General features: G+C 71.9%; 18 protein-coding genes. 8 read left to right on the forward strand and 10 right to left on the reverse strand.

The window, feature by feature from the left end:
* Positions 1-44: 44 nt before the first annotated feature.
* The 3 genes from AC0VY3_RS04005 to AC0VY3_RS04015 form a co-directional block, all read right to left on the reverse strand.
* Positions 45-1,013, reverse strand: coding sequence for a hypothetical protein (locus AC0VY3_RS04005; protein ID WP_475548947.1), 969 nt, complete (start codon positions 1,011-1,013; stop codon positions 45-47).
* 2 nt (positions 1,014-1,015) lie between these two features.
* Complete coding sequence (locus tag AC0VY3_RS04010; protein ID WP_146065925.1) at positions 1,016-1,507, reverse strand: hypothetical protein; 492 nt, start codon at positions 1,505-1,507, stop codon at positions 1,016-1,018.
* Positions 1,508-1,979: 472 nt separating this feature from the next.
* Entirely contained in the window at positions 1,980-3,626 is a 1,647-nt protein-coding gene (locus AC0VY3_RS04015) for a penicillin-binding transpeptidase domain-containing protein (protein WP_475548948.1), read from the reverse strand.
* A 249-nt stretch (positions 3,627-3,875) separates the two neighbouring features.
* On the opposite strand from AC0VY3_RS04015, the gene AC0VY3_RS04020 reads away from it, so the two are divergent.
* Positions 3,876-5,288 carry a hypothetical protein gene (locus tag AC0VY3_RS04020; protein WP_475548949.1) on the forward strand — a complete coding sequence of 471 codons (1,413 nt, stop codon included), beginning with the start codon at positions 3,876-3,878 and terminating at the stop codon, positions 5,286-5,288.
* 11 nt (positions 5,289-5,299) lie between these two features.
* Here AC0VY3_RS04020 and AC0VY3_RS04025 read toward each other — a convergent pair whose 3' ends face one another.
* Positions 5,300-6,145, reverse strand: a complete 846-nt coding sequence (locus tag AC0VY3_RS04025) for a hypothetical protein (protein WP_242742486.1) — start codon at positions 6,143-6,145, stop codon at positions 5,300-5,302.
* 212 nt (positions 6,146-6,357) lie between these two features.
* Between AC0VY3_RS04025 and AC0VY3_RS04030 the strand changes: the two genes are divergently transcribed.
* On the forward strand, positions 6,358-6,861 hold the full coding sequence (locus tag AC0VY3_RS04030) for a hypothetical protein (protein WP_258047320.1): 504 nt from the start codon (positions 6,358-6,360) through the stop codon (positions 6,859-6,861).
* Positions 6,862-7,060: 199 nt separating this feature from the next.
* Here AC0VY3_RS04030 and AC0VY3_RS04035 read toward each other — a convergent pair whose 3' ends face one another.
* Entirely contained in the window at positions 7,061-8,827 is a 1,767-nt protein-coding gene (locus tag AC0VY3_RS04035) for a dolichyl-phosphate-mannose--protein mannosyltransferase (RefSeq protein ID WP_475548950.1), read from the reverse strand.
* A gap of 53 nt (positions 8,828-8,880) precedes the next feature.
* Here AC0VY3_RS04035 and rsmI point away from each other — a divergent pair, with 53 nt between their 5' ends.
* On the forward strand, positions 8,881-9,762 hold the full coding sequence (gene rsmI, locus AC0VY3_RS04040) for a 16S rRNA (cytidine(1402)-2'-O)-methyltransferase (RefSeq protein WP_219821365.1): 882 nt from the start codon (positions 8,881-8,883) through the stop codon (positions 9,760-9,762).
* Positions 9,763-9,777: 15 nt separating this feature from the next.
* Here the strand turns inward: rsmI and AC0VY3_RS04045 are convergent, their stop codons facing one another.
* From AC0VY3_RS04045 to AC0VY3_RS04065, 5 genes are read right to left on the reverse strand one after another with little or no spacing between them, the layout of a single operon-like run.
* Positions 9,778-10,899: a serine hydrolase domain-containing protein gene (locus AC0VY3_RS04045; RefSeq protein WP_475548951.1), complete on the reverse strand. Its 1,122-nt coding sequence runs from the start codon at positions 10,897-10,899 to the stop codon at positions 9,778-9,780.
* On the reverse strand, positions 10,896-11,825 hold the full coding sequence (locus tag AC0VY3_RS04050; RefSeq protein WP_103511355.1) for a DUF6895 family protein: 930 nt from the start codon (positions 11,823-11,825) through the stop codon (positions 10,896-10,898). Before AC0VY3_RS04050 ends, AC0VY3_RS04045 begins: the two co-directional genes overlap by 4 nt.
* Positions 11,822-12,853, reverse strand: coding sequence for a DUF6895 family protein (locus tag AC0VY3_RS04055; protein WP_475548952.1), 1,032 nt, complete (start codon positions 12,851-12,853; stop codon positions 11,822-11,824). The genes AC0VY3_RS04050 and AC0VY3_RS04055 overlap by 4 nt, the downstream gene beginning before the upstream one ends.
* Entirely contained in the window at positions 12,850-13,560 is a 711-nt protein-coding gene (locus AC0VY3_RS04060) for a hypothetical protein (RefSeq protein WP_475548953.1), read from the reverse strand. The genes AC0VY3_RS04055 and AC0VY3_RS04060 overlap by 4 nt, the downstream gene beginning before the upstream one ends.
* A gap of 10 nt (positions 13,561-13,570) precedes the next feature.
* The gene (locus tag AC0VY3_RS04065) at positions 13,571-13,747 is read right to left on the reverse strand and encodes a hypothetical protein (protein WP_007455151.1); all 177 of its coding nucleotides are present in this window, start codon (positions 13,745-13,747) and stop codon (positions 13,571-13,573) included.
* Between the two features lie 452 nt (positions 13,748-14,199).
* On the opposite strand from AC0VY3_RS04065, the gene AC0VY3_RS04070 reads away from it, so the two are divergent.
* The 5 genes from AC0VY3_RS04070 (at position 14,200) to AC0VY3_RS04090 (ending at position 18,807) form a co-directional block, all read left to right on the forward strand.
* Positions 14,200-14,571, forward strand: a complete 372-nt coding sequence (locus tag AC0VY3_RS04070) for a hypothetical protein (RefSeq protein ID WP_475548954.1) — start codon at positions 14,200-14,202, stop codon at positions 14,569-14,571.
* Between the two features lie 105 nt (positions 14,572-14,676).
* On the forward strand, positions 14,677-15,543 hold the full coding sequence (locus AC0VY3_RS04075) for a TatD family hydrolase (protein ID WP_475548955.1): 867 nt from the start codon (positions 14,677-14,679) through the stop codon (positions 15,541-15,543).
* A gap of 149 nt (positions 15,544-15,692) precedes the next feature.
* Positions 15,693-17,021 (forward strand): ubiquitin-like domain-containing protein, encoded by a 1,329-nt coding sequence (locus AC0VY3_RS04080; protein WP_475548956.1) that lies wholly within the window; start codon positions 15,693-15,695, stop codon positions 17,019-17,021.
* Positions 17,018-17,890 (forward strand): 16S rRNA (adenine(1518)-N(6)/adenine(1519)-N(6))-dimethyltransferase RsmA, encoded by an 873-nt coding sequence (gene rsmA / locus AC0VY3_RS04085; RefSeq protein ID WP_103507140.1) that lies wholly within the window; start codon positions 17,018-17,020, stop codon positions 17,888-17,890. Before AC0VY3_RS04080 ends, rsmA begins: the two co-directional genes overlap by 4 nt.
* Positions 17,891-17,904: 14 nt before the next feature.
* Positions 17,905-18,807 (forward strand): 4-(cytidine 5'-diphospho)-2-C-methyl-D-erythritol kinase, encoded by a 903-nt coding sequence (locus AC0VY3_RS04090; protein WP_475548957.1) that lies wholly within the window; start codon positions 17,905-17,907, stop codon positions 18,805-18,807.

Raw genomic sequence — 18,807 nt, forward strand, 5'->3', positions numbered from 1 at the left:
TTCTATCCCTCTGCTGATGAATTCGGGTGATGTCCTTGATGACTTCAGGAAGATGCTTCAACCTCTGCCCTGGCCAGCTGGATCACGTCCCCGTTCTTGGACGATGCCTGCAGCAGATCGGCGGAGTGAACCTTGATCAGTTGTTCCTGAACTGTCTTTTCTGTCGTGAACCAGACGTCGATCAGATTCGTCTGCTCCTTGCACTCCACCTCGGAGACCGCCAGGTGGGTCTCGTCCACATCGGAGGAGCCCTTCGTGGGGTCGATGAGTTCACCCGTGTCCCAGATGGAGTCGACGGAGTAGCCCTTCCCCTTCATGCAGGTTGACCACCGAGCAGTCGCCTCTTGGACTTCCGGAGACCGCTGCGACTGTTCGAAGCTCTTGATGGAAAGCTCTTCGACCAGGTCCATGTTGGAGTTTCCGACCTTCTGCCGCACCTCGCCCATGCACCCGTCCTCGGGCAGCGCTTTCCCCTTGAGCTGGCTTCTTGTCTCGCCCGTGCTCGACTTCCCGGTCAGAGCGACCGCGGCTTCGGGGGTTTCCTGATCGGCTACGTCGGGAGCACCGTTACGCCGGCTGTCTCCCGGTACCCGGTAGCCGTACTGCGCTGCCTGAGATGCATCGCTCAGGCCGTAACGGCGGTGCATGTTCGACGCGTTGCTGCTCTGTGGCGGGTTCGAGCCGATGGCCTCGGTCTTCCACCCGGGGAATCCGAGCCGCTGCATGCAGGAGATTTCGGCCCTGTCTCGTGCCTCTTGGATCAGCATCTCATCGGCGTACGAGAGCATGAACTTTTCCAGGGGGAGCCGCATCCCCTTCACCAGGCCGTTGGTGGGCGCCCCGGCCGGCCAGCCCTCGCGCTGCACGAGAGGGCCGGGCGAGCGTGGTGAGTCAGCCGCCCCGGTGACGGACGACGCTGCCGAAACCTCCTGTGCCCCCTGCTGGCCACATCCGACCAGAGGAACAGCGAGGAGCGCGATCGAGGAGATCGAGAGAAAACGAATCACCTTCATGGCTACAGCCTCTCGCTGCTTGCGTTCTGGTTGTACAGGGTTGCGGACAAGTTCTCGTTGTTTCCGGACTCGATCGTCTGGTACGGGCCTGCGTAGGACGTGTTGTAGTAGACGCGATGCGATCGACTGTCAGAGTTCGATCCGCCGGCGGAGTTGTTCTTCACCCCCTGCCCGAGTCCGCTGTTGTCGCATCCGCTTCCGTTGGCGAGGGTTATTCCGCTGTTTCCGAACTGGTACCTGACGGTGACCACTGCGGAGCCGTTGGGGGAATACTGGTAACCCGTGTGTGAATACTCCGACTTATTGGTCAGGAAGCATCCCGTGCGAAAGAATCCGCCACTCTGGCGACTGTTGTACATGAGGCCGAAGCATCTGGTGCTTGAGCTGCACTGGTCGTTCGTGTAGACGGTTTCGGCGCTGGCGGTCGTCGAGAGGGAAATGGAAGTGGCGAAAGCCCCTACCGCGACAGCTGCGACCTTGAAGGCCTTCTTCATGATGCTACGGACTTTCTCTCGGTGAGATGGAAGTCAAGCCGTGAGTTGATGTGGGGAGATCGTCACGCGTTGTCGGAAGGGAGGTCCGGGTGCCGCTCGATTGTTGCTTGAACAGCTCATTCGAGTGCGTGAGATTCCTCGACCGACCGTGTGCTCACGGCGTACTCAAGTCCCCCGGGTCCCTTTACGGCTTGGAGCTTAAGTCGCGTCTACGGTGAAGGTCCAGACCTGCACCACGGGGCATAAGGCGGTCACACTTCGGTTAGCTGCTCAAATGGGACCATGATCTGCGTCACACTCGATTCGTGCACTTTTCGCATGCCCCTATATCTGGCCGATGCGCGGCCGGAAACAGTGGTGTGCGCGGCGGAAAACCATGCTTGATCGCCCGGTGATTCCGTCGCGCTCCGCTGTCCGCGCGTGTTTGAGGTGTTGAATGCGCAACGGCTGGTCAGGCCCCGACGGGCGGGGCTCAGCCGCTCGCGCGCAGTACCTCCGCCACGACCGGGCCCGCCGCGTCGCCGCCGTGTCCGCCGGACTGGACCACCGCCGCCGCGGCGAGGTCGTTGCTGAAACCGGTGAACCAGCTGTTCGACGTCTGCCCGTCGACCTCGGCCGAACCGGTTTTCGCGCCCTTGTCGCCCCCGACGCCTGCCATGGCCTTGGTGCCGGTGCCAGTGGGGCTGGTCGCGGTGTAACGCATCATCTGCCGCAGTTGCTCCGACGTATTCGCCGGCAGCGGGCGAGCGGTGGCGAACGGCCGGTTGTCCAGTTCGCGGGCAACGAGGTACGGCTGCAAGAAGGCGCCGTTCTTCACCGTGGCGGTCACCGACGCCATGTTCAGGGGGCTCATCAGTACTTTGCCCTGCCCGATGTACGAGGCCGCGGTCTCGGCCCCCGAGGATTCCGGGATGCTGCCGTCGAAGGTGGGGATGCCGGTCTGCCAGTTGTTCTGGCCAAGGCCGAAGTAGTCTCGGGCTTCCTGCCCCAGAGCCGTTCCGGCCCGGTCGCCGAGTGGCTTGATCGGCTTGATGAAGGTGCTGTTGCAGGACTGTGCGAATGCTTCGCGCAGGGTGCCGTCGGCGATGGAGAAGTCCTTGAGGTTGTGGAAGGTCACCCCTTCCCATGACACCGTGGACGGGCACTCCACCTTCGCGTTCATGTTCCCGAGGCCGTTCTGGATGATCATCGCCGCTGTCACGATCTTCATCGTGGATCCTGGGGCCAACTGGCCGCTGACGGCTGCGTTGTAGCCGTCGACACGATTGTTGGCGATGGCGCGGATCGCACCCGTGGATGGCTGGACGGCCACCACTGAGGACTCGCTGAACTTCTTCACCGCCCGCTCCGCCGCCGCCTGCGCGCCCGCGTCCAGCGTCGTCTGCACCTTGCCGGGCTTACCCTTGGCGAGCGTCACCAGGCTGATGTCCGGCTGCGACTCGTCGGCGGGCTCGATCCAGGTCTCGATGCCGGCCGAACCGCCCGACGTTTCACCGTACTTCTTGCGCAGCGTGTCCAGGATCGGCCCGAGCGAGGGGTACTTCTCCTTGGTCAGCACCGTCCCGTTGCGGTCGACGGCCTCGATCGCCGGGGTCGAGGACTCGCCCGTCTTCAGCGTCGCGCCCTCCGTCAACTGCGGGTGCACGACCGTCGGCGCCCAGTCGACCAGCGCCTTGCCCGTCGTCAGGCCGCGTACGACCGTCAGCTCCGAGGCGTACGACAGGGGCTTCGACGTGCCCTCGTAGGAGATGGTCGCCTTGACCGTGTAGGGCACCTTTGTGCCGGTCGCCGGGCCCGGGGTGATCTTCACCTTGCCGATGCGGGCGTCCTCGCCGTACGAGGCGAGCACCGGCTCCGCACCCGACTCGTTGTTGGTGAGGAGCGCCGCCGCCGACGCGTCCCCGGCCGCCCACGCGTCGAAGAAGCCCTTCGACGTCTCGGCTATCTCCTCCGCGCTCGGCGGCCCTGTCTTCACCTTCGACGACTCGGACGCGCTCTGCGTACCGCCGCCCCCGTCGCCGCCCGTGTCCCCGAGCATGCTGTACGCCCCGTAGCCGATCCCGCCGGCCACCAGGACGAACGCTCCGCCGATCACAGCGACCTTCGCTCCACCGCGCATCTCGCAGTCCCCCTCCCCAGGAGAGTCCCTTGAACACGTTCAAGGGGCATCTGTGAGGAACCCTAAAGGGTTGTGGCGGATGGTGAGGGCGTTGTTACCGGACCGGAATGCTTGGCTGGAAAGCGCTCTCTGCGGTGTCGCGGAGGACCGGCGTGGGCAGACTGGCGGGAAACGCAGGGGGAGCGAGCGTCGGGGGGCGTGCGGCATGGGCAGCGGCATGGGCTTGTGTGGGTGCGCGGCGGTGGACCGGTGACGGCGTATCACATCAAGCATCTGCCGTCGGAGATCCTGCCCGACGGCGGTTCGGTCACCTGGTCCGTGGCCGGAAACGGCACGGTCTCCCGGCTGTCCGGCGGGGTCGCCGTCTGGCCCGTGGCCGAGGCCGAACGGTGGCGGAAGACAGGGGTCCCGGCCGTGCTCGCCCCGGCCCTGGGCGGCTGGATCCTCGCCGCCCTGGTGGCGTCGGCGTACGTCCTCCTGTCCGGGATCGCGGCCGCGGCCGGGGTCTGGGGCGGCGGGCCCGGGGACGGGACGGACTGGTCGCGGTATCCGGGCGTGGTCCTGCTGACCGTGCTGCCCCTCTGGTACCGGCACGTTCCGGGCGCGGCCGTTCCCGCGGCGCTGTACGTGGCTGTGGAGGTGGCCGTGGAGACGGGCCTGTCGACAGCCTCCACCGGAGCCTCCGGCGGCGCGGCGACGGCCGGGCGGCTGGTCGTCCTCACCGCCTGCGCCATGGCGTTCACGGGAAGCTGCCTGCGGCTGGCGGCCCGCCGCAGGCAGCGGGCCCTGGCCCTCGCATCGGCCGGAAGGCGTCGCTTCCCGCTGCCCGAGCGCGTCCCGGAATCGGACGGCTACCGAGGCCACGCACAGGTGTACCTCGGGCTGGCGCTCTGCGTCGTCGCCGCGGGCATCCTGACCGACGGCCTGGTCGAGGACCTGACCTCGGGCGGCATCGCGTACGACGCCGTCGGGCAGCAGCGCATCGGCCTGGTGCTCCTCGTGGCCGGTACGACCTTCGGCGGCTGGGGCCAGCTCGCCTGTCTGGCGGCGCGGCGTCTGTACGAGCAGGAGCAGCCGGCCCTGATCGTGGGCGTGCGCGCCGGGGCGGACGGACGTCACTGGATCTGCGCGGACGCCCGCACCCGCACGGCGCGGCCACTCATCGCGTACGTCCCCCGCAACCGCGACACCCGGAGCATGACCCGGCTGTTGGGCAGCGGTTCGGCGTACGGGGTGGGGAACGGGCACCACGACATCGACCCGAGGCACGAGCCGTTCGAAGCGGTGCTGTACGGAACCCTCGCGGAGGGCGACGAGGTCGTCCTCGAATACGCCTGCGCCGAATATCACCGCTACCAGGACACGGGCCGGATGTCCGCGACGGTGACCACCGCCCCGCTCCGCCCGGGCCGGCGCCACGGGCTGAGCCCCTGGGAACCGACGGACGGCCCCGCCCGGCAGCGCGAGCGGCTCCGCGATGCCCGGGAAGAGGCGGAGCGCCGGCGGGCGGCGGACGAGCGGGCGAGGCGCGAGGCGGAGGACCGCCGCAAGAACCCGCCGCGCACCTCGTCGACCCGCAGCACCCGGCGCGACGACGACCGGAACAGGAACCGCTGCGGCTCCGGCTGCGGGTCGAGCTGCGGCGGCTGCGGGGGAGACTGAGCCCGCGCCCGCTACTGCGCCCAGTCGAAGACGCCCGACTCCAGGTCGATCTGCGCGTTGCCGCCACCGAAGTTGACCCCGCCGACGCCGTCCTCCAGCTCGAGGACGTACGGCGTCAGCCCCTCCGGCAGCCCCTGGCAGGGCATCACCGTTCCGCCGAGGTGCGAGAGGCCGTCGACGGACGACCAGAACGCTTCGAGCTCCTCGTCGTCCGAGGACCAGGCCTCCACATAGCCGCCCTCGCCGTCCTCCGCCGGGGCGATGCCGGTGTTCGGGTCGCCGGTGCGCTCGCCGATCCACACCGTGCTCTCGGGGGCACTGTCGTCCCAGGCGTTCTGGCCGCGGCGGTACGTGTCGCCGAGCCCGTCCGGCCGGATGTCGGCCGGCGGATCGACGCGCGGGGCGGCGAACTCCTCGGCGGTGAGCCGGATGAGGGCGTGCGCGCCACCGATGAGGTCCTCCAGGTCCTGCTGCCGCGGGTGGCGTGCGGCCGCCGCCGCGATCACCTCGGCGAGGAACGGATCGGCGGCCTGCTCCGGGGTGGGCTCGGCGCCCGCCAGCAGCTCGTCGACGCCCTCGATGTCTTCGGCGACGTGGTCGTCGGCCTGGAAGAGGGAGACGGCCACCAGGTCCGCGCCCCTGCGCCGGTAGTCCTCCGGCAGTTCGAGGGTGATGACATGGACCATCGGCAGCCCGGTGACGGGGCTCCGGGGCCAGGAGGCCGTCCCGATACCGGGCGCACGACCGCCGCACCACCCGGCGACGCGGGCCCCGGGCAGATCGATCTCGACGCTCTTGCCGGGCCGGACCGACAACGCGTCCGCGGACTCGCCGAACCCCAGGTCGTACGCCTTCACCGTGTTCCTCGTTCCTCCCGTTCGACTGCGACGGCGCTCAAGGTACGCGAGGGGGCCGTAGTTGCCGACAGCAGGCAGCCGGGCCCGGTCCGCTGTGCCGACATCACCCCCTGAAATCACCTCGGCGACCCGCCTAACCTGCTCGGACACGAGGAATCGGATTCGAGCGAGCGAACGTCGGCTCGGCGCCGACGGACAGGGGGGCGAGCCAGGTGGACGGCGAAGAGAACGGGGGCGCGACGGTGGCGCGCCCCGCGGCGAACGTGGTCGCGGCCGGCGGCGGCGCGAGCACCCTGGGGCCTCGCGTGTCCCTCCTCCTGTCGCTGTCCCTCGGGCTGCTGCTCGGCTCGCTGTCGGCGTTGGTGATGTTTCCGGCAGCTCAGCACCTGCGCTCCCTCCAGGGCGGCGAGCGGGCTCAGGCGACCTTGCACACCAGCGGCAGCTGTATGGCGGGCCAGTGCAAGGTGACGTTCGAGGCCGCTGGGCGGACCGTGGTGGCCGATCTTCCGGTGGGCAGCGGAGGCGGCAAGGAGCCCGTGGGCGCCTCCCTGACTGTTCGGTACGAGGCGGACGACCCACAGGTGGTTGCCCGTGAAGCCGATGTCGGAGGCGGCGGTGCGGCCCTACTGGCATGGATGTCGGGCGGGGGCGCGCTGCTCTTCCTGACGCTGCCGGTGGTGGCCGCGATCGTTCTGGCGCGGCAACGGCGACTCTGATCCGGAACCGGTGACCGTGGCCGGAGGGGCGATGATCGTGTCCCTTGTCGGACTGAGGCTCTGGGGGAAGGCCCTGCCTCGTCGCCGCAGCAGGGCCGGATCCGGTGGTAGCCGAGGTGGCTGAGGACTCGACGGGCAGCCGGGAGGGCCCGGCGCATGCGCCGGACCCTCCCGTACGTCCCCGTCACACCTGTTTCGCCTACACCCACGTGTCCAGCCACATCCGGTCCCGCCACAGGTCCTCCGGGATCTGCGTCCCCGTGAACAGCGGCCAGAAGTAGATGAAGTTCCAGATGATCAGGAGCACCAGCACGCCCACCGCGATCGCCCCCAGCGTGCGGCGGCGTTCGCCGGTGGGGTCGTGGGAGGTGAGGCCCAGTTCGGCGCGGGTGCCCGTGTCCGTCGCCGGGCCCACGATCGCGCCCAGCATCATCGTCACGGCCAGACAGAGGAACGGGACGAACACCACCGCGTAGAAGAGGAAGATCGTGCGCTCCTGGTAGAAGAACCAGGGCAGCCAGCCCGCCACCACACCGCAGGCGATCGCGCCCGCCCGCCAGTCGCGGCGGAAGAACCAGCGCCACACCACGTACGCGAGCGCGAAGCACGCCAGCCACCACAGCAGCGGGGTGCCGATGGCCAGGACCTCGGCGGCGCACTTGCCCGTCGACGACTCCTTGCAGCCCGTCTGTTCCTCGTAGAAGTACGAGACGGGGCGGCCGAGGACGAGCCAGCTCCAGGGGTTGGACTCGTAGGTGTGTCCCGAGGTCAGGCCGACGTGGAAGTCGTACACCTGGTTCTCGTAGTGCCACAGGCTGCGCAGCCAGTCCGGCAGCCAGTTCCAGGAGGAGTTCTTGCCCTCGGTGGCCGCCCAGTTGCGGTAGTAGCCCTTGTCCGTGACGATCCAGCCGGTCCAGGACACGATGTACGTGACGATCGCCACCGGCACCGTGGAGAAGAACGCGGGGATCAGGTCGCGGCGCAGCACCGCCTGGTACGGGTGGACAGCCCCTGCTGTACGCCGCGCCCCCACGTCCCACAACACCGTCATCAGGCCGAACGCGGCCAGGACGTAGAGGCCGTTCCACTTCGTGGCGAACGCCAGGCCCAGCATCACGCCCGCCGCCAGCCGCCACGGTCGCCACCCCAGGCGCAGGGTCTCCGCGATCCGGGCGTCCGGGCGCAGGACGCCCTCCTCGTCCACCGGCAGCGCGTCGGAGAGTCTGCGCCGGGCGTGATCCCGGTCCACCACCAGGCAGCCGAACGCGGCCAGCACGAAGAACATGACGATCAGGTCCAGCAGCGCGGTCCGGCTCATCACGAAGTGCAGCCCGTCCACCGCGAGCAGCAGGCCCGCCAGACAGCCCAGGAACGTGGAGCGGAACAGCCGCCGGCCGATCCGGCAGAGGAGGAGGACGGAGAGCGTGCCGAGCACCGCCACCATGAACCGCCAGCCGAACGGCGTGAAGCCGAACAGCTGCTCACCGAAGCCGATGATCCACTTGCCGACCGGCGGATGCACCACATAGCCCGGGTCGGTCGGGATCGGCACGGAGGACGGGTCGTTCAGGATCTGCTTGTCGACGTCCTTGGGCCAGGACCCCTCGTACCCCTGGTTGACCAGCGCCCACGCGTCCTTCGCGTAGTACGTCTCGTCGAATATCACCGCGTGCGGCTGGTCCAGCTTCCAGAAGCGCAGCAGGCCCGCGACGAGCGTCACCAGCAGCGGGCCGCCCCAGCCGGACCACCGCACCAGGCGGTCCGCCACCCGCGGCGAGATCGCGAGCACCGACCACACCTGCCGTCCCGGCCGGGTGTACGGCGGGTCCAGCCGGTCGCGGAGAGAGGTCTCCGGGCGCGGAACATGGCCGAAGCGGCGCAGCCGCCGTTGCCAGGAGGTCGGTTGTTCGCCGAGCGGGTCCCCGGCGTCTTGGCCCCGCTGGGTCGCGGATGCGGTACTCGTCACCGCGCCATCGTAGGGAACGCATCTGTGCGAAGGGCGCTGCCCGTGCTGCGAGGATGGCTGATGTGACTGGAACGACTGGAACGCTCGTGCTCGCAGGAACCCCCATCGGTGACGTGGCGGACGCCCCGCCGCGCCTCGCCGCCGAACTGGAGCGGGCCGACGTCGTCGCCGCCGAGGACACCCGGCGGCTGCGCCGCCTCACCCAGGCGCTCGGCATCCACACCTCGGGGCGTGTCGTCTCCTACTTCGAGGGGAACGAGTCAGCCCGTACCCCGGAGCTGGTGGAAGCCCTGGCCGGCGGCGCTCGCGTGCTGCTCGTCACGGATGCGGGGATGCCGTCCGTCTCCGACCCCGGCTACCGGCTCGTCGCCGCCGCGGTGGAGAAGGACATCCGGGTCACCGCCGTCCCGGGGCCGTCCGCCGTGCTGACCGCCCTGGCGCTGTCCGGGCTGCCCGTCGACCGTTTCTGCTTCGAGGGGTTTCTGCCGCGCAAGGCCGGTGAACGGCTCTCCAAACTCCGCGAGGTCGGGGACGAGCGGCGCACCATGGTCTTCTTCGAGGCCCCGCACCGGCTCGACGACACCCTCGCCGCCATGGCCGAGGTCTTCGGCGCCGAGCGCCGCGCCGCCGTGTGCCGCGAGCTGACCAAGACGTACGAGGAGGTCAAGCGCGGTCCGCTCGGTGAGCTGGCCGTGTGGGCGGAGGACGGGGTGCGTGGCGAGATCACCGTCGTGGTGGAGGGGGCGGCGGATACCGGCCCCGGGGACCTCGACGCCGACGAGCTGGTGCGGCGCGTGCGGGTGCGGGAGGAGGCGGGGGAGCGGCGCAAGGAGGCCATCGCCGCCGTCGCCGCCGCTGCCGGGCTGCCGAAGCGGGAGGTGTTCGACGCGGTGGTGGCCGCCAAGAACGCGGAGAAGGCCCCGCCGAAGCCGTAGCCGTACCGCCCGGTCCTACGGCGTTTCCGTCAGGAGTCCGTACGCCGTCGCCACGAACGTGTCACCCCGGTGCACCCGCCGCGTCGCGGTCGCGGCGACCGCCAGGCCCGTGTCGGGGCGGAACCCCAGGAACGCCTGCTGGCCGAGCGTCGCCCCGGCGTGGAAGAGGACCGGGCCGTACGGCGACGGGTGGTGGAACCACGTGAGGGTGTGGGTGTGCGCGTGCCGCCAGCCGCGCCGCAGCACGGGGCGCCGGACCTCGGCGAGCGGCCCGGCCAGCGCGGGGCCCGTCAGCTCCGGGCCGCTCCGCCGCGCGTCCGTCGGCTCGGGCCCGCCCGCATGCGCCTCAAGGCCCGCATGCGCCCCCAGGCCCACATGCGCCTCCAGGAACGTCAGCAGGTCCAGCGGTGTCGCCCGGACCGCGCCCGCCGCCGTGAAGCCGCCGGTGTCCAGCGCGGGCACCGGCGTGCCGTCGCGTCGGTGACCCACCGCCTCCGCGGTCTCCGGGCCCGGGCGCACCCGGGTCGCTTCCAGGCCGAGCGGGGCCAGCACCTGCTGGTGCAGCAGAACCTCCCACGGCGTGCCCGTGGCCGCCGCCAGGGTGTGGCCGAGGACCGAGACGGCGAAGTTCGAGTAGCGCCAGCGGGTGCCGGGGAGGTGGCGCGGGCGGGCCCGCAGGAAGGCCCGGACCACCCGGTCGGCCGGGTAGCCGCCGTACGGGTCGGTCGACCAGCGGGGCACCGCCTGCGGGTAGAAGTCGGTGGGCAGGCCCGGCAGCCCCGAGGTGTGGGTGAGCAGATGGCGCAGGGTGATCCGGCGCACCGCCGGGTGCACCGGGAAGCCCGGGGCCAGCAGATCCGCCGCCCGGTCCTCGTACCGCACCCGGCCCTGCGCCACCAGCCGGGCCAGCAGCAGCCCCGCGTACGGCTTCGACGCCGAGCCCAGCTCGTACGCCAGATGCTCGCGGGCGACGGGGCCCGGCTCCGCGCTTCCGCCGGTGTGGACGGTGCGCACGCCGTTCCGGCTGACCGCGAGCACCAGGTCCGGCGCGTCGACGGCCCGCGCCGCCTCGGCCAGGAGGCGGGCGGTGGCCGAGGCGGCGATGGCGTTCACGCGGACCGCCGTCGTGCCGGTCATGCCGGGGCCGGTGCGGCGGAGAGGCCGGACAGGGCGCGGGACATCGCGAGCGCCGAGGCGAACGCGGCGACCAGCGTCGGGTGGTAGACGAGGTCGAACACCGACTCCTCGTCGCCCTCCGGCATCCCGCCCACCACCGGCATCGCCCCGTCCGGCTGCTGGGCCTGCGCGAAGCCCTGCCAGGCCGCCGGGTCCAGCGTCGGTTCGGGCAGACAGGCGTCGACCACCAGCAGTTCGCCCAGCAGGTCCCAGCGTTTCAGGTCCAGCCAGTCGTCCAGCCAGACCGGCAGCCAGAGGGCCAGATACTCCGCGATGTCGGCCGGCAGCCCGGCCGGCTTCTCGCCCCAGTCGGTGAGGTGGAACACCGTGTGCGTGATGTCGTAGCCGATATGGCCCTCGGCCGTCCACGGCTCGGGCCGCCGCGCCAGCCAGGTGTGCGCCAGCGCCGCCGTCTCCGGAAGACTCGGCTCCACCCCGAACCGCCGCTCGATCGCGCTCAGCCCGAGCCGTCGCACCGGCAGCACCTCCAGCGCCGCCCAGCTGGCGAGCCGGTGGTTGAGGCGGATCGCGGACTCCAGGTCCGGCTGCCGGTAGCCCAGCTCCCGGAACGGTACGTAGACCTCCAGCGGCACCGGCGAGAGCGGTTCGCGCCGCTGGCCCTCCAGCAGCCGGCCCCCGGAGTCCAGCAGCTCGTGCCAGGCGTGGTCCAGCAGCTTGTGGGCGAGCGAGGACTGCTGTGAGCCGGCCACGCCCTCGCGGAAGATGACCTTGCCGATCAGCGCCAGTTCGCCCAGCGGCTTGAACCGGTCCAGCATCCCCGCCTCCGGCGACGGGTCGGCCTCCAGCCGGAACCCCTCCCGGTGTTCGTACAGCCAGCCCAGGGCCTTCGCCCCGACGTCGTGGATCTGCTGGATGCCGCTGCTCATGCGGTGCGCCTTTCCCGGCCGGGCGCGGACCCGTCCGTCTGCCCCGGCGACCGCAGAGACCTCAGGGACAGGGCCGCGGCGAAGGCCGTGACGAGCGTGGAGTGGTAGCAGTCGATGAAGGGGTACGGGTCCGGCGCGGTCGTGTCCTGCGCCGGCGGGCCGGTCTCCGGGACGCAGCCGGTCGGGTGCTGTACGTCGGCGAGCACCGGCCACACCGCGTCCAGCAGCGGTTCCGGCGCCGGGCCCGGCAGCGAGGCCGCCACCGCCAGCAGTTCGCCCGTCAGGTCCCACTGACCGCTCTCCAGACAGCCGTCCGCCCAGGCGGGCAGCCAGGTCCGCAGATAGCCGTCGATCCTCTCCGGCACCCGGTCCGGCATCCGGCCCCAGTCCGTGAGGTGGAAGACGGTGTGGGTGAGCGCGTAGCCGGACGGGCCCTCGAACATCCACGGCTCCGACAGTCCGCCGAGCCAGGTCCGGGACAGGACCGCGCCCGCGTCGGTGTGGGTCACCACGCCGACCCGCCGTTCGGCGTTGACCAGGCCCAGCTGCCGGTTGGCGTGCTGCTCGGTGTGGGCCCAGGCGCGGGTCGCGGTCAGCGGGCGGGCCAGCGCCTCGAACCCCTCGTGGCGCAGCCCGTACCCGGCGAAGGCGGCGTAGATCTCGTACGGGTAGGCGGCGAACGGCTCGGCGCGCAGCAGCTCCAGGAGGAGTTCGCCCGCCGCCACCTGGTCCCAGGCGTACGCGACGAGGTCACCGGCCAGCTCGTGTTCCGGGGTGCCGGGGACGGTGGTGCGGCGGATCGTGGAGCCGAGCTGGGCCAGCTCGCCGAGCGGTTTGAGCGTGGCGTTGACCTGGGTGTGGGGTTCCAGGACGTCGCCGGGGAGCGCGAAGTCGCTCCGGTGCGCGTCGGTCCAGGCGAGGGCGGAGCGCAGGACGTCGGGGAGGACGGTGAGCGCGGCGCCGGAGGACCGGCCCGGCCCCGGGCGGCTTTCCGGCCCGGGGCGGTCCTGTGTGGCGGTCGTCGTCACCGTGCCCTCGCCTCGGCCATCAGCCGGGCGGCCCGGACGTGCAGGGTGACCCGGGGGTCGTGGCCGCCCATCAGCTCGACGAAGTCGAGGCCGCGCTCCAGGCCCAGCGTCGCCGGTTCGCCGCCGATCGCCGCGAGCCAGCGGCCCGCGCCCGCCGCCTGGAGCCAGTCGCGCCGCCGCACCGCACGGACGAAGCCGCGGGCCAGGTCGACGGCCCGGTTCGCCGCGGCCCGCCGCACGGCCGAGGGGGCGGCCGGGACGGCGAGCGGCGCGAGCACCGAGAGCTGGTGGGTGAAGGCCTGCCAGGGGGCCTCCTCCAGCCAGGAGGCGTCGGGCTCCGCGTACGTCGTTCCGGGGGCGCCCGCTCCCGCCGGAGGCGGCGCCATCCGCTGGAGCGTGGAGATCATGTGCCAGTGGCTCCAGGCCGTGGCCGCCGGGGCGTCGGGCTTGGGCGGGAATTCCCGCGCCGCCCGGTCGAGTACGGCGATATCACCCGGATGCGGATGACGTCCGTGAAGAACACTGGGCAGCAGCAGGTCGGCCCCGATGACCCGTGCCGCGGCGATTCCGGTCCGGTTCTCCTCGTCGATTCCCGCCGCGCCGCACACCGTGGCGAGGTGGTCCCCGCTCCGAAGAGCGAGGACCACCTCTGTTGCCAGGTCATGCACGGCACCCGCCAGGGGCGACGAAGCATGTGTCTGGTCCATGTGCCGGCGACTAGCCCTTCTTCGGGCGCGGGGTCGGCGGGGAGAGCAGCAGGGCGCCGCCGCCTGCGAGAAGCGCGAGGTAGGCGCACTCGCGGGAGTCGCGGTACAGACCTTCGACCTCGCCGGGGTTGAGAGCGGCGTCGAGGTCGAGCTCGATGTCGGTGGCAGTGGTGTCCGTGGTGAACATGGGTTGTTCCCCGTCCTGTGGGAAATGGGGTGGACGTAATGAGTGAAAAGGAGGAATGCGGGCGTCGCAAATCGGGGACGGGCATCCGGGTAAATCGCGTATTCAATTGAATGATGAATTCATGGGGTGCGGGCGGGGTGAAAGCCCGGGAATTCAGGGAAGGGGGAGGGCGTGGGCGGGGGTGGTGCGCGGGCGCGTTCACGATCGGAGCAGGGCGCGCTCGGGGGCGCTCGGTGGCCCGGTGGTCACGTGCTGTCCTGCCGTGGGCCTGTCCTGCGCCATGCGGCGGCAAAGGGCGGCAAAAGGAGGCCAAGAACGCATCAACAATGCCTCTGGGCTGGTGCGTCCGTCCGGGCGCAGGTGTCCACTGGAAGGGACGGGCCACCTGTTCGAACCCCTCGTGCGGGCCGCCCGTCCCCGGAGCGCTTGACCGGCGGCCAGGAGGAACAGGAATGAGCGAGATCGCAGCGACCACTGTCCACGAGGCATATGCCTTCGCCTGCATGAAGTGCGGGTACGGCTGGGAGCAGTCCTACGAGATACAGCACCACGTCGATGTCCACGGGCACGCGTTCGTCGTCTACACGGCGGACGGTGAGCGTGTGCCGTCCCCGCTCTCCACGCCGACCTGCACCAACTGTGGTGGACACGTGGTGCGCATCATGCGGGCGGGGCGGGTCGCCGGCGTCCAGGAACTGCTGCGGAAGCAGCAGATGCCGCAGGCCGCGGAGACCGTCACGAAGGACCGTACGGTGTCGACCGCCGCCGCCCCGGACCGCCACTGGCGGCTGTCCGACCTGCTCCACCCCTTCCAGCGCAGGTGACACCCCTTCCGGCGCGGGCGACACCCCTTCCGGTGCGGGTGAACCTGCTCCGGTGCGCCGGAGGCCGACGCCGTACGGGCGCGGGGCCCTCGTAGAGTCGTCGGCATGAGCCGTACCGAAGCCCCGCCGCTGCCCGAGCCCCTGCGGGTGCCGGTCGCCGACTCCCACACCCACCTGGACATGCAGGACGCCACCGTCGAGGAGGCCCTCGCCCGGGCCGCCGCGGTGAACGTGAGAGCCGTCGTCCAGGTGGGCTGCGACGTGGCCGGCTCCCGCTGGGCCGCCGACACCGCCGCCGCCCACCCCGCCGTCCACGCCTCGGTGGCCCTGCACCCCAACGAGGCCCCGCGCATCGTCCACGGCGATCCGGACGGCACCGCGCGGCAGGGGGTGCGGGAGCCCGGCGGCAAGGCGGCCCTGGACGAGGCGCTGGCGGAGATCGACGCGCTGGCCGCCCTCGACCAGGTGCGCGGGGTCGGCGAGACGGGCCTGGACTTCTTCCGTACGGGCCCCGAGGGCGTCGCGGCCCAGGAGGAGTCCTTCCGGGCCCACATCGAGATCGCCAAGCGGCACGGCAAGGCCCTGGTCATCCACGACCGGGACGCGCACGCGGACGTGCTGCGGGTGCTGGCGGACGCGGGCGCACCCGAGCGGACCGTGTTCCACTGCTACTCCGGCGACGCCGAGATGGCCCGGATCTGTGCGCGGGCCGGGTACTTCATGTCCTTCGCGGGCAACGTGACCTTCAAGAACGCCCAGCCGCTGCGGGACGCGCTGGCCGTAGCCCCGGCCGAGCTGGTCCTCGTCGAGACGGACGCCCCTTTCCTCACCCCCGCCCCCTACCGCGGACGGCCCAACGCGCCGTACCTCATTCCGGTCACGCTCCGCGCCATGGCCGAGGTGAAGGGCCTGGACGAGGACGTGCTGGCCGCCGCGATCTACGACAACACCGCGCGGGCGTTCGACTTCTGACCCCGGTCGAACACCGTGCGTAGCCGTGTCGCTTTGGAGAGTCACCGGAGCTCCGCTATCGTCCCCGCGCACGACGGGGTGGCAGTGGGCGGATCTCCGGCAGCGGGCTGATCTTCGGGAGCGGCGTGAGGATTTCGCAGGACAGCGGCGTGAGTACTGCGCGGGACAGGCGCGTCGGCGCGTTCCATGAGCAGCTGACCCTGGCCGACGGGGTGGGGACGGCGGGCCCCGCCCACGCCCGGGCCGTCGCCCCCGCCCCCGCCGCCCACGCCCCGACGGTCGTCGACACCCCGCTCGCCGGGCCGCCGCCCGTGGTGCCCCGGCAGGGCCCCACCCGTGCCGACGCCCGGCGGGCCGCCAAGCGCCGCCGGAGGCTCGTCGCCGGCCCCGAGAACCTGAGACGCCTCGTACCGAAGGCCCTCGTCGTCGCGTTCCTGGCCGGCGGTACCACCGCGTTCGTCGCCCAGGACAAGGCGGTCCGGCTGGAGGTCGACGGCGCGCCCCGGACCCTGCACACCTTCGCCGACGACGTCACCGAGCTCCTGGCGGAGGAGGGCGTCACCGTCGGCGCGCACGACGTCGTCGCCCCGGCCCCCGGCGCCGCCCTCGACCACGGTGACGAGGTCGTCGTCCGCCACGGGCGGCCCGTCACCCTCACCCTCGACGGCGTCCGCCGCCAGGTCTGGACGACCGCCGACACCGTGGCGGGGGCGCTGCGCGAGCTCGGGATCCGCGCCGAGGGGGCGCACCTCTCCGCCGCCCGATCCGCACGGATCGCCCGCACCGGCCTGACCCTCACCGTCCGCACCGAACGCACCGTGACCTTCATGGCCGACGGCCAGGAACGCACCCTGCGCACCAACGCCGCCACCGTCCGCGAGGCCCTCGCCCAGGCGGGCATCACCCTGCACGGCCACGACACCACCTCCGTCGACCCCGGGCACTTCCCGCGCGACGGCCAGACGATCTCCGTCATGCGGATCACCGACACCCGCGAGGTGCGCGAGGAGACCGTCCCGTACGCCGTCGAACGGAGCGAGGACCCCGAGCTGTTCCGGGGCACCGAGGTCGTCGAGCGGGCGGGCCGCAACGGCGTGCGCCGGGTCACGTACGCGGTACGGACCGTCAACGGCGTCCGGCAGAAGCCGCGCAGGGCCGCCGAGGAACTGGTGCACCGGCCGGTGAGCCGCGTCGTGCGCACCGGCACCCGGCAGCGGCCCGGCTCCGTCGCCGGGGCGGACGGGCTGAACTGGTCCGCGCTCGCCGCCTGCGAGTCCGGCGGGCGGCCCGGGGCGGTCGACCCGAGCGGCACGTACGGCGGGCTGTACCAGTTCGACACCGGGACCTGGCAGTCGCTCGGCGGCAGCGGCCGGCCCCAGGACGCACCCGCCGCCGAGCAGACGTACCGGGCGAAGAAGCTGTACGTGCAGCGGGGGGCGAGTCCGTGGCCGCACTGCGGCCGTAGGCTTACCGGGTGAGCAGCACAGAGCCCGACGCCCTCCTGGGCCCCGCAGACATCCGCGACCTGGCCGCCGAGCTGGGGGTCCGCCCCACCAAGCAGCGCGGTCAGAACTTCGTCATCGACGCCAACACCGTCCGCCGGATCGTGCGCACGGCCGAGGTCCGCCCGGACGACGTGGTCGTCGAGGTCGGCCCCGGGCTCGGCTCGCTGACCCTGGCGCTGCTGGAGGCGGCGGACCGGGTGATCGCGGTCGAGATCGACGACGTGCTCGCGGCCGCCCTGCCCGCCACGGTCCAGGCCCGGATGCCGGGGCGCGCCGACCGCTTCGCCCTGGTGCACTCCGACGCGATGCTGGTCACCGAGCTGCCGGGCCCCGCGCCCACCGCGCTCGTCGCGAACCTTCCGTACAACGTGGCCGTGCCCGTCCTGCTCACCATGCTGGAGCGCTTCCCCAGCATCGAGCGGACCCTCGTCATGGTCCAGGCCGAGGTCGCCGACCGGCTCGCCGCCCGGCCGGGCAACAAGGTCTACGGCGTGCCGTCGGTGAAGGCCAACTGGTACGCGGACGTCAAGCGCGCCGGGTCCATCGGCCGCACCGTCTTCTGGCCCGCCCCGAACGTCGACTCCGGCCTCGTCTCGCTCGTCCGGCGCACCGAGCCCATCGCCACCACCGCGAGCCGCGCCGAGGTCTTCGCGGTCGTGGACGCGGCCTTCGCCCAGCGCCGCAAGACGCTGCGCGCCGCCCTGTCCGGCTGGGCCGGCTCCGCACCCGCCGCCGAGGCCGCGCTCGTCGCCGCCGGGATCTCGCCGCAGGCGCGCGGCGAGGCGCTGACGGTGGAGGAGTTCGCGGCCATCGCGGAGAACAAGCCGGAGGTGTCCCTGTGAGTGCTGTGGGTCCTGTGAGCGGCGCTGTCACCGTCCGCGTCCCCGCCAAGGTCAACGTCCAGCTCGCCGTGGGCGCCGCCCGGCCGGACGGCTTCCACGACCTGGCCAACGTCTTCCTCGCCGTCGGCCTGTACGACGAGGTCACCGCGACCCCCGCCGACGAGCTGCGCATCACCTGCTCGGGACCGGACGCCGCGCAGGTCCCGCTGGACACCACCAACCTCGCCGCCCGCGCCGCCCTCGCGCTCGCCGGGCGGCACGGCATCGACCCCGCCGTCCACCTCCACATCGCCAAGGACATTCCGGTGGCGGGCGGCATGGCCGGCGGCAGCGCCGACGGGGCGGCCGCCCTGGTCGCCTGCGACGCCCTGTGGGGAACGGGCGCGAGCCGCGACGAGTTGTTGGCCATCTGCGCCGAGCTGGGCAGCGATGTGCCGTTCAGCCTGGTCGGCGGGGCGGCGCTCGGCACCGGACGCGGCGAGAACCTGACCCCGATCGAGGTCGGCGGGACCTTCCACTGGGTCTTCGCCGTGGCGGACGGCGGCCTCTCCACACCCGCCGTCTACGGCGAGTTCGACCGCCTCACGGCCGATGCGGAGGTCCCCGGACCCACCGCCTCGCCCGCCCTCCTGGCCGCCCTGCGCTCCGGCGACTCCGGCGCACTCGCGGGCGCCCTGAGCAACGACCTCCAGCCCGCCGCGCTCTCCCTGCGCCCCTCCCTCGCCGACACCCTGGCCGCGGGCACGGGGGCGGGGGCCCTGGCCGCGCTGGTCTCCGGGTCCGGGCCGACGACGGCGTTCCTGGTGGAGGACGAGGCGGCGGCCCGCAAGGTGGCCGACGCGCTGATGGCCTCCGGAACGTGCCGCGAGGCGCGCGTGGCGGTGTCGCCGGCGCCGGGGGCCACGGCGGCCTCGTGA

The organism is Streptomyces sp. iso_384, assembly GCF_056172905.1.

Excerpts from the sequence above, each read along its gene's own strand:
- AC0VY3_RS04005 (WP_475548947.1), bottom strand. The coding sequence starts at position 1,013 with ATGAAGGTGATTCGTTTTCTCTCGATCTCCTCGATCGCGCTCCTCGCT.
- AC0VY3_RS04010 (WP_146065925.1), bottom strand. The coding sequence starts at position 1,507 with ATGAAGAAGGCCTTCAAGGTCGCAGCTGTCGCGGTAGGGGCTTTCGCC.
- AC0VY3_RS04015 (WP_475548948.1), bottom strand. The coding sequence starts at position 3,626 with ATGCGCGGTGGAGCGAAGGTCGCTGTGATCGGCGGAGCGTTCGTCCTG.
- rsmI (WP_219821365.1), top strand. The coding sequence starts at position 8,881 with ATGGCTGATGTGACTGGAACGACTGGAACGCTCGTGCTCGCAGGAACC.
- AC0VY3_RS04045 (WP_475548951.1), bottom strand. The coding sequence starts at position 10,899 with ATGACCGGCACGACGGCGGTCCGCGTGAACGCCATCGCCGCCTCGGCC.
- AC0VY3_RS04050 (WP_103511355.1), bottom strand. The coding sequence starts at position 11,825 with ATGAGCAGCGGCATCCAGCAGATCCACGACGTCGGGGCGAAGGCCCTG.
- AC0VY3_RS04060 (WP_475548953.1), bottom strand. The coding sequence starts at position 13,560 with ATGGACCAGACACATGCTTCGTCGCCCCTGGCGGGTGCCGTGCATGAC.
- AC0VY3_RS04065 (WP_007455151.1), bottom strand. The coding sequence starts at position 13,747 with ATGTTCACCACGGACACCACTGCCACCGACATCGAGCTCGACCTCGAC.
- AC0VY3_RS04070 (WP_475548954.1), top strand. The coding sequence starts at position 14,200 with ATGAGCGAGATCGCAGCGACCACTGTCCACGAGGCATATGCCTTCGCC.
- AC0VY3_RS04075 (WP_475548955.1), top strand. The coding sequence starts at position 14,677 with ATGAGCCGTACCGAAGCCCCGCCGCTGCCCGAGCCCCTGCGGGTGCCG.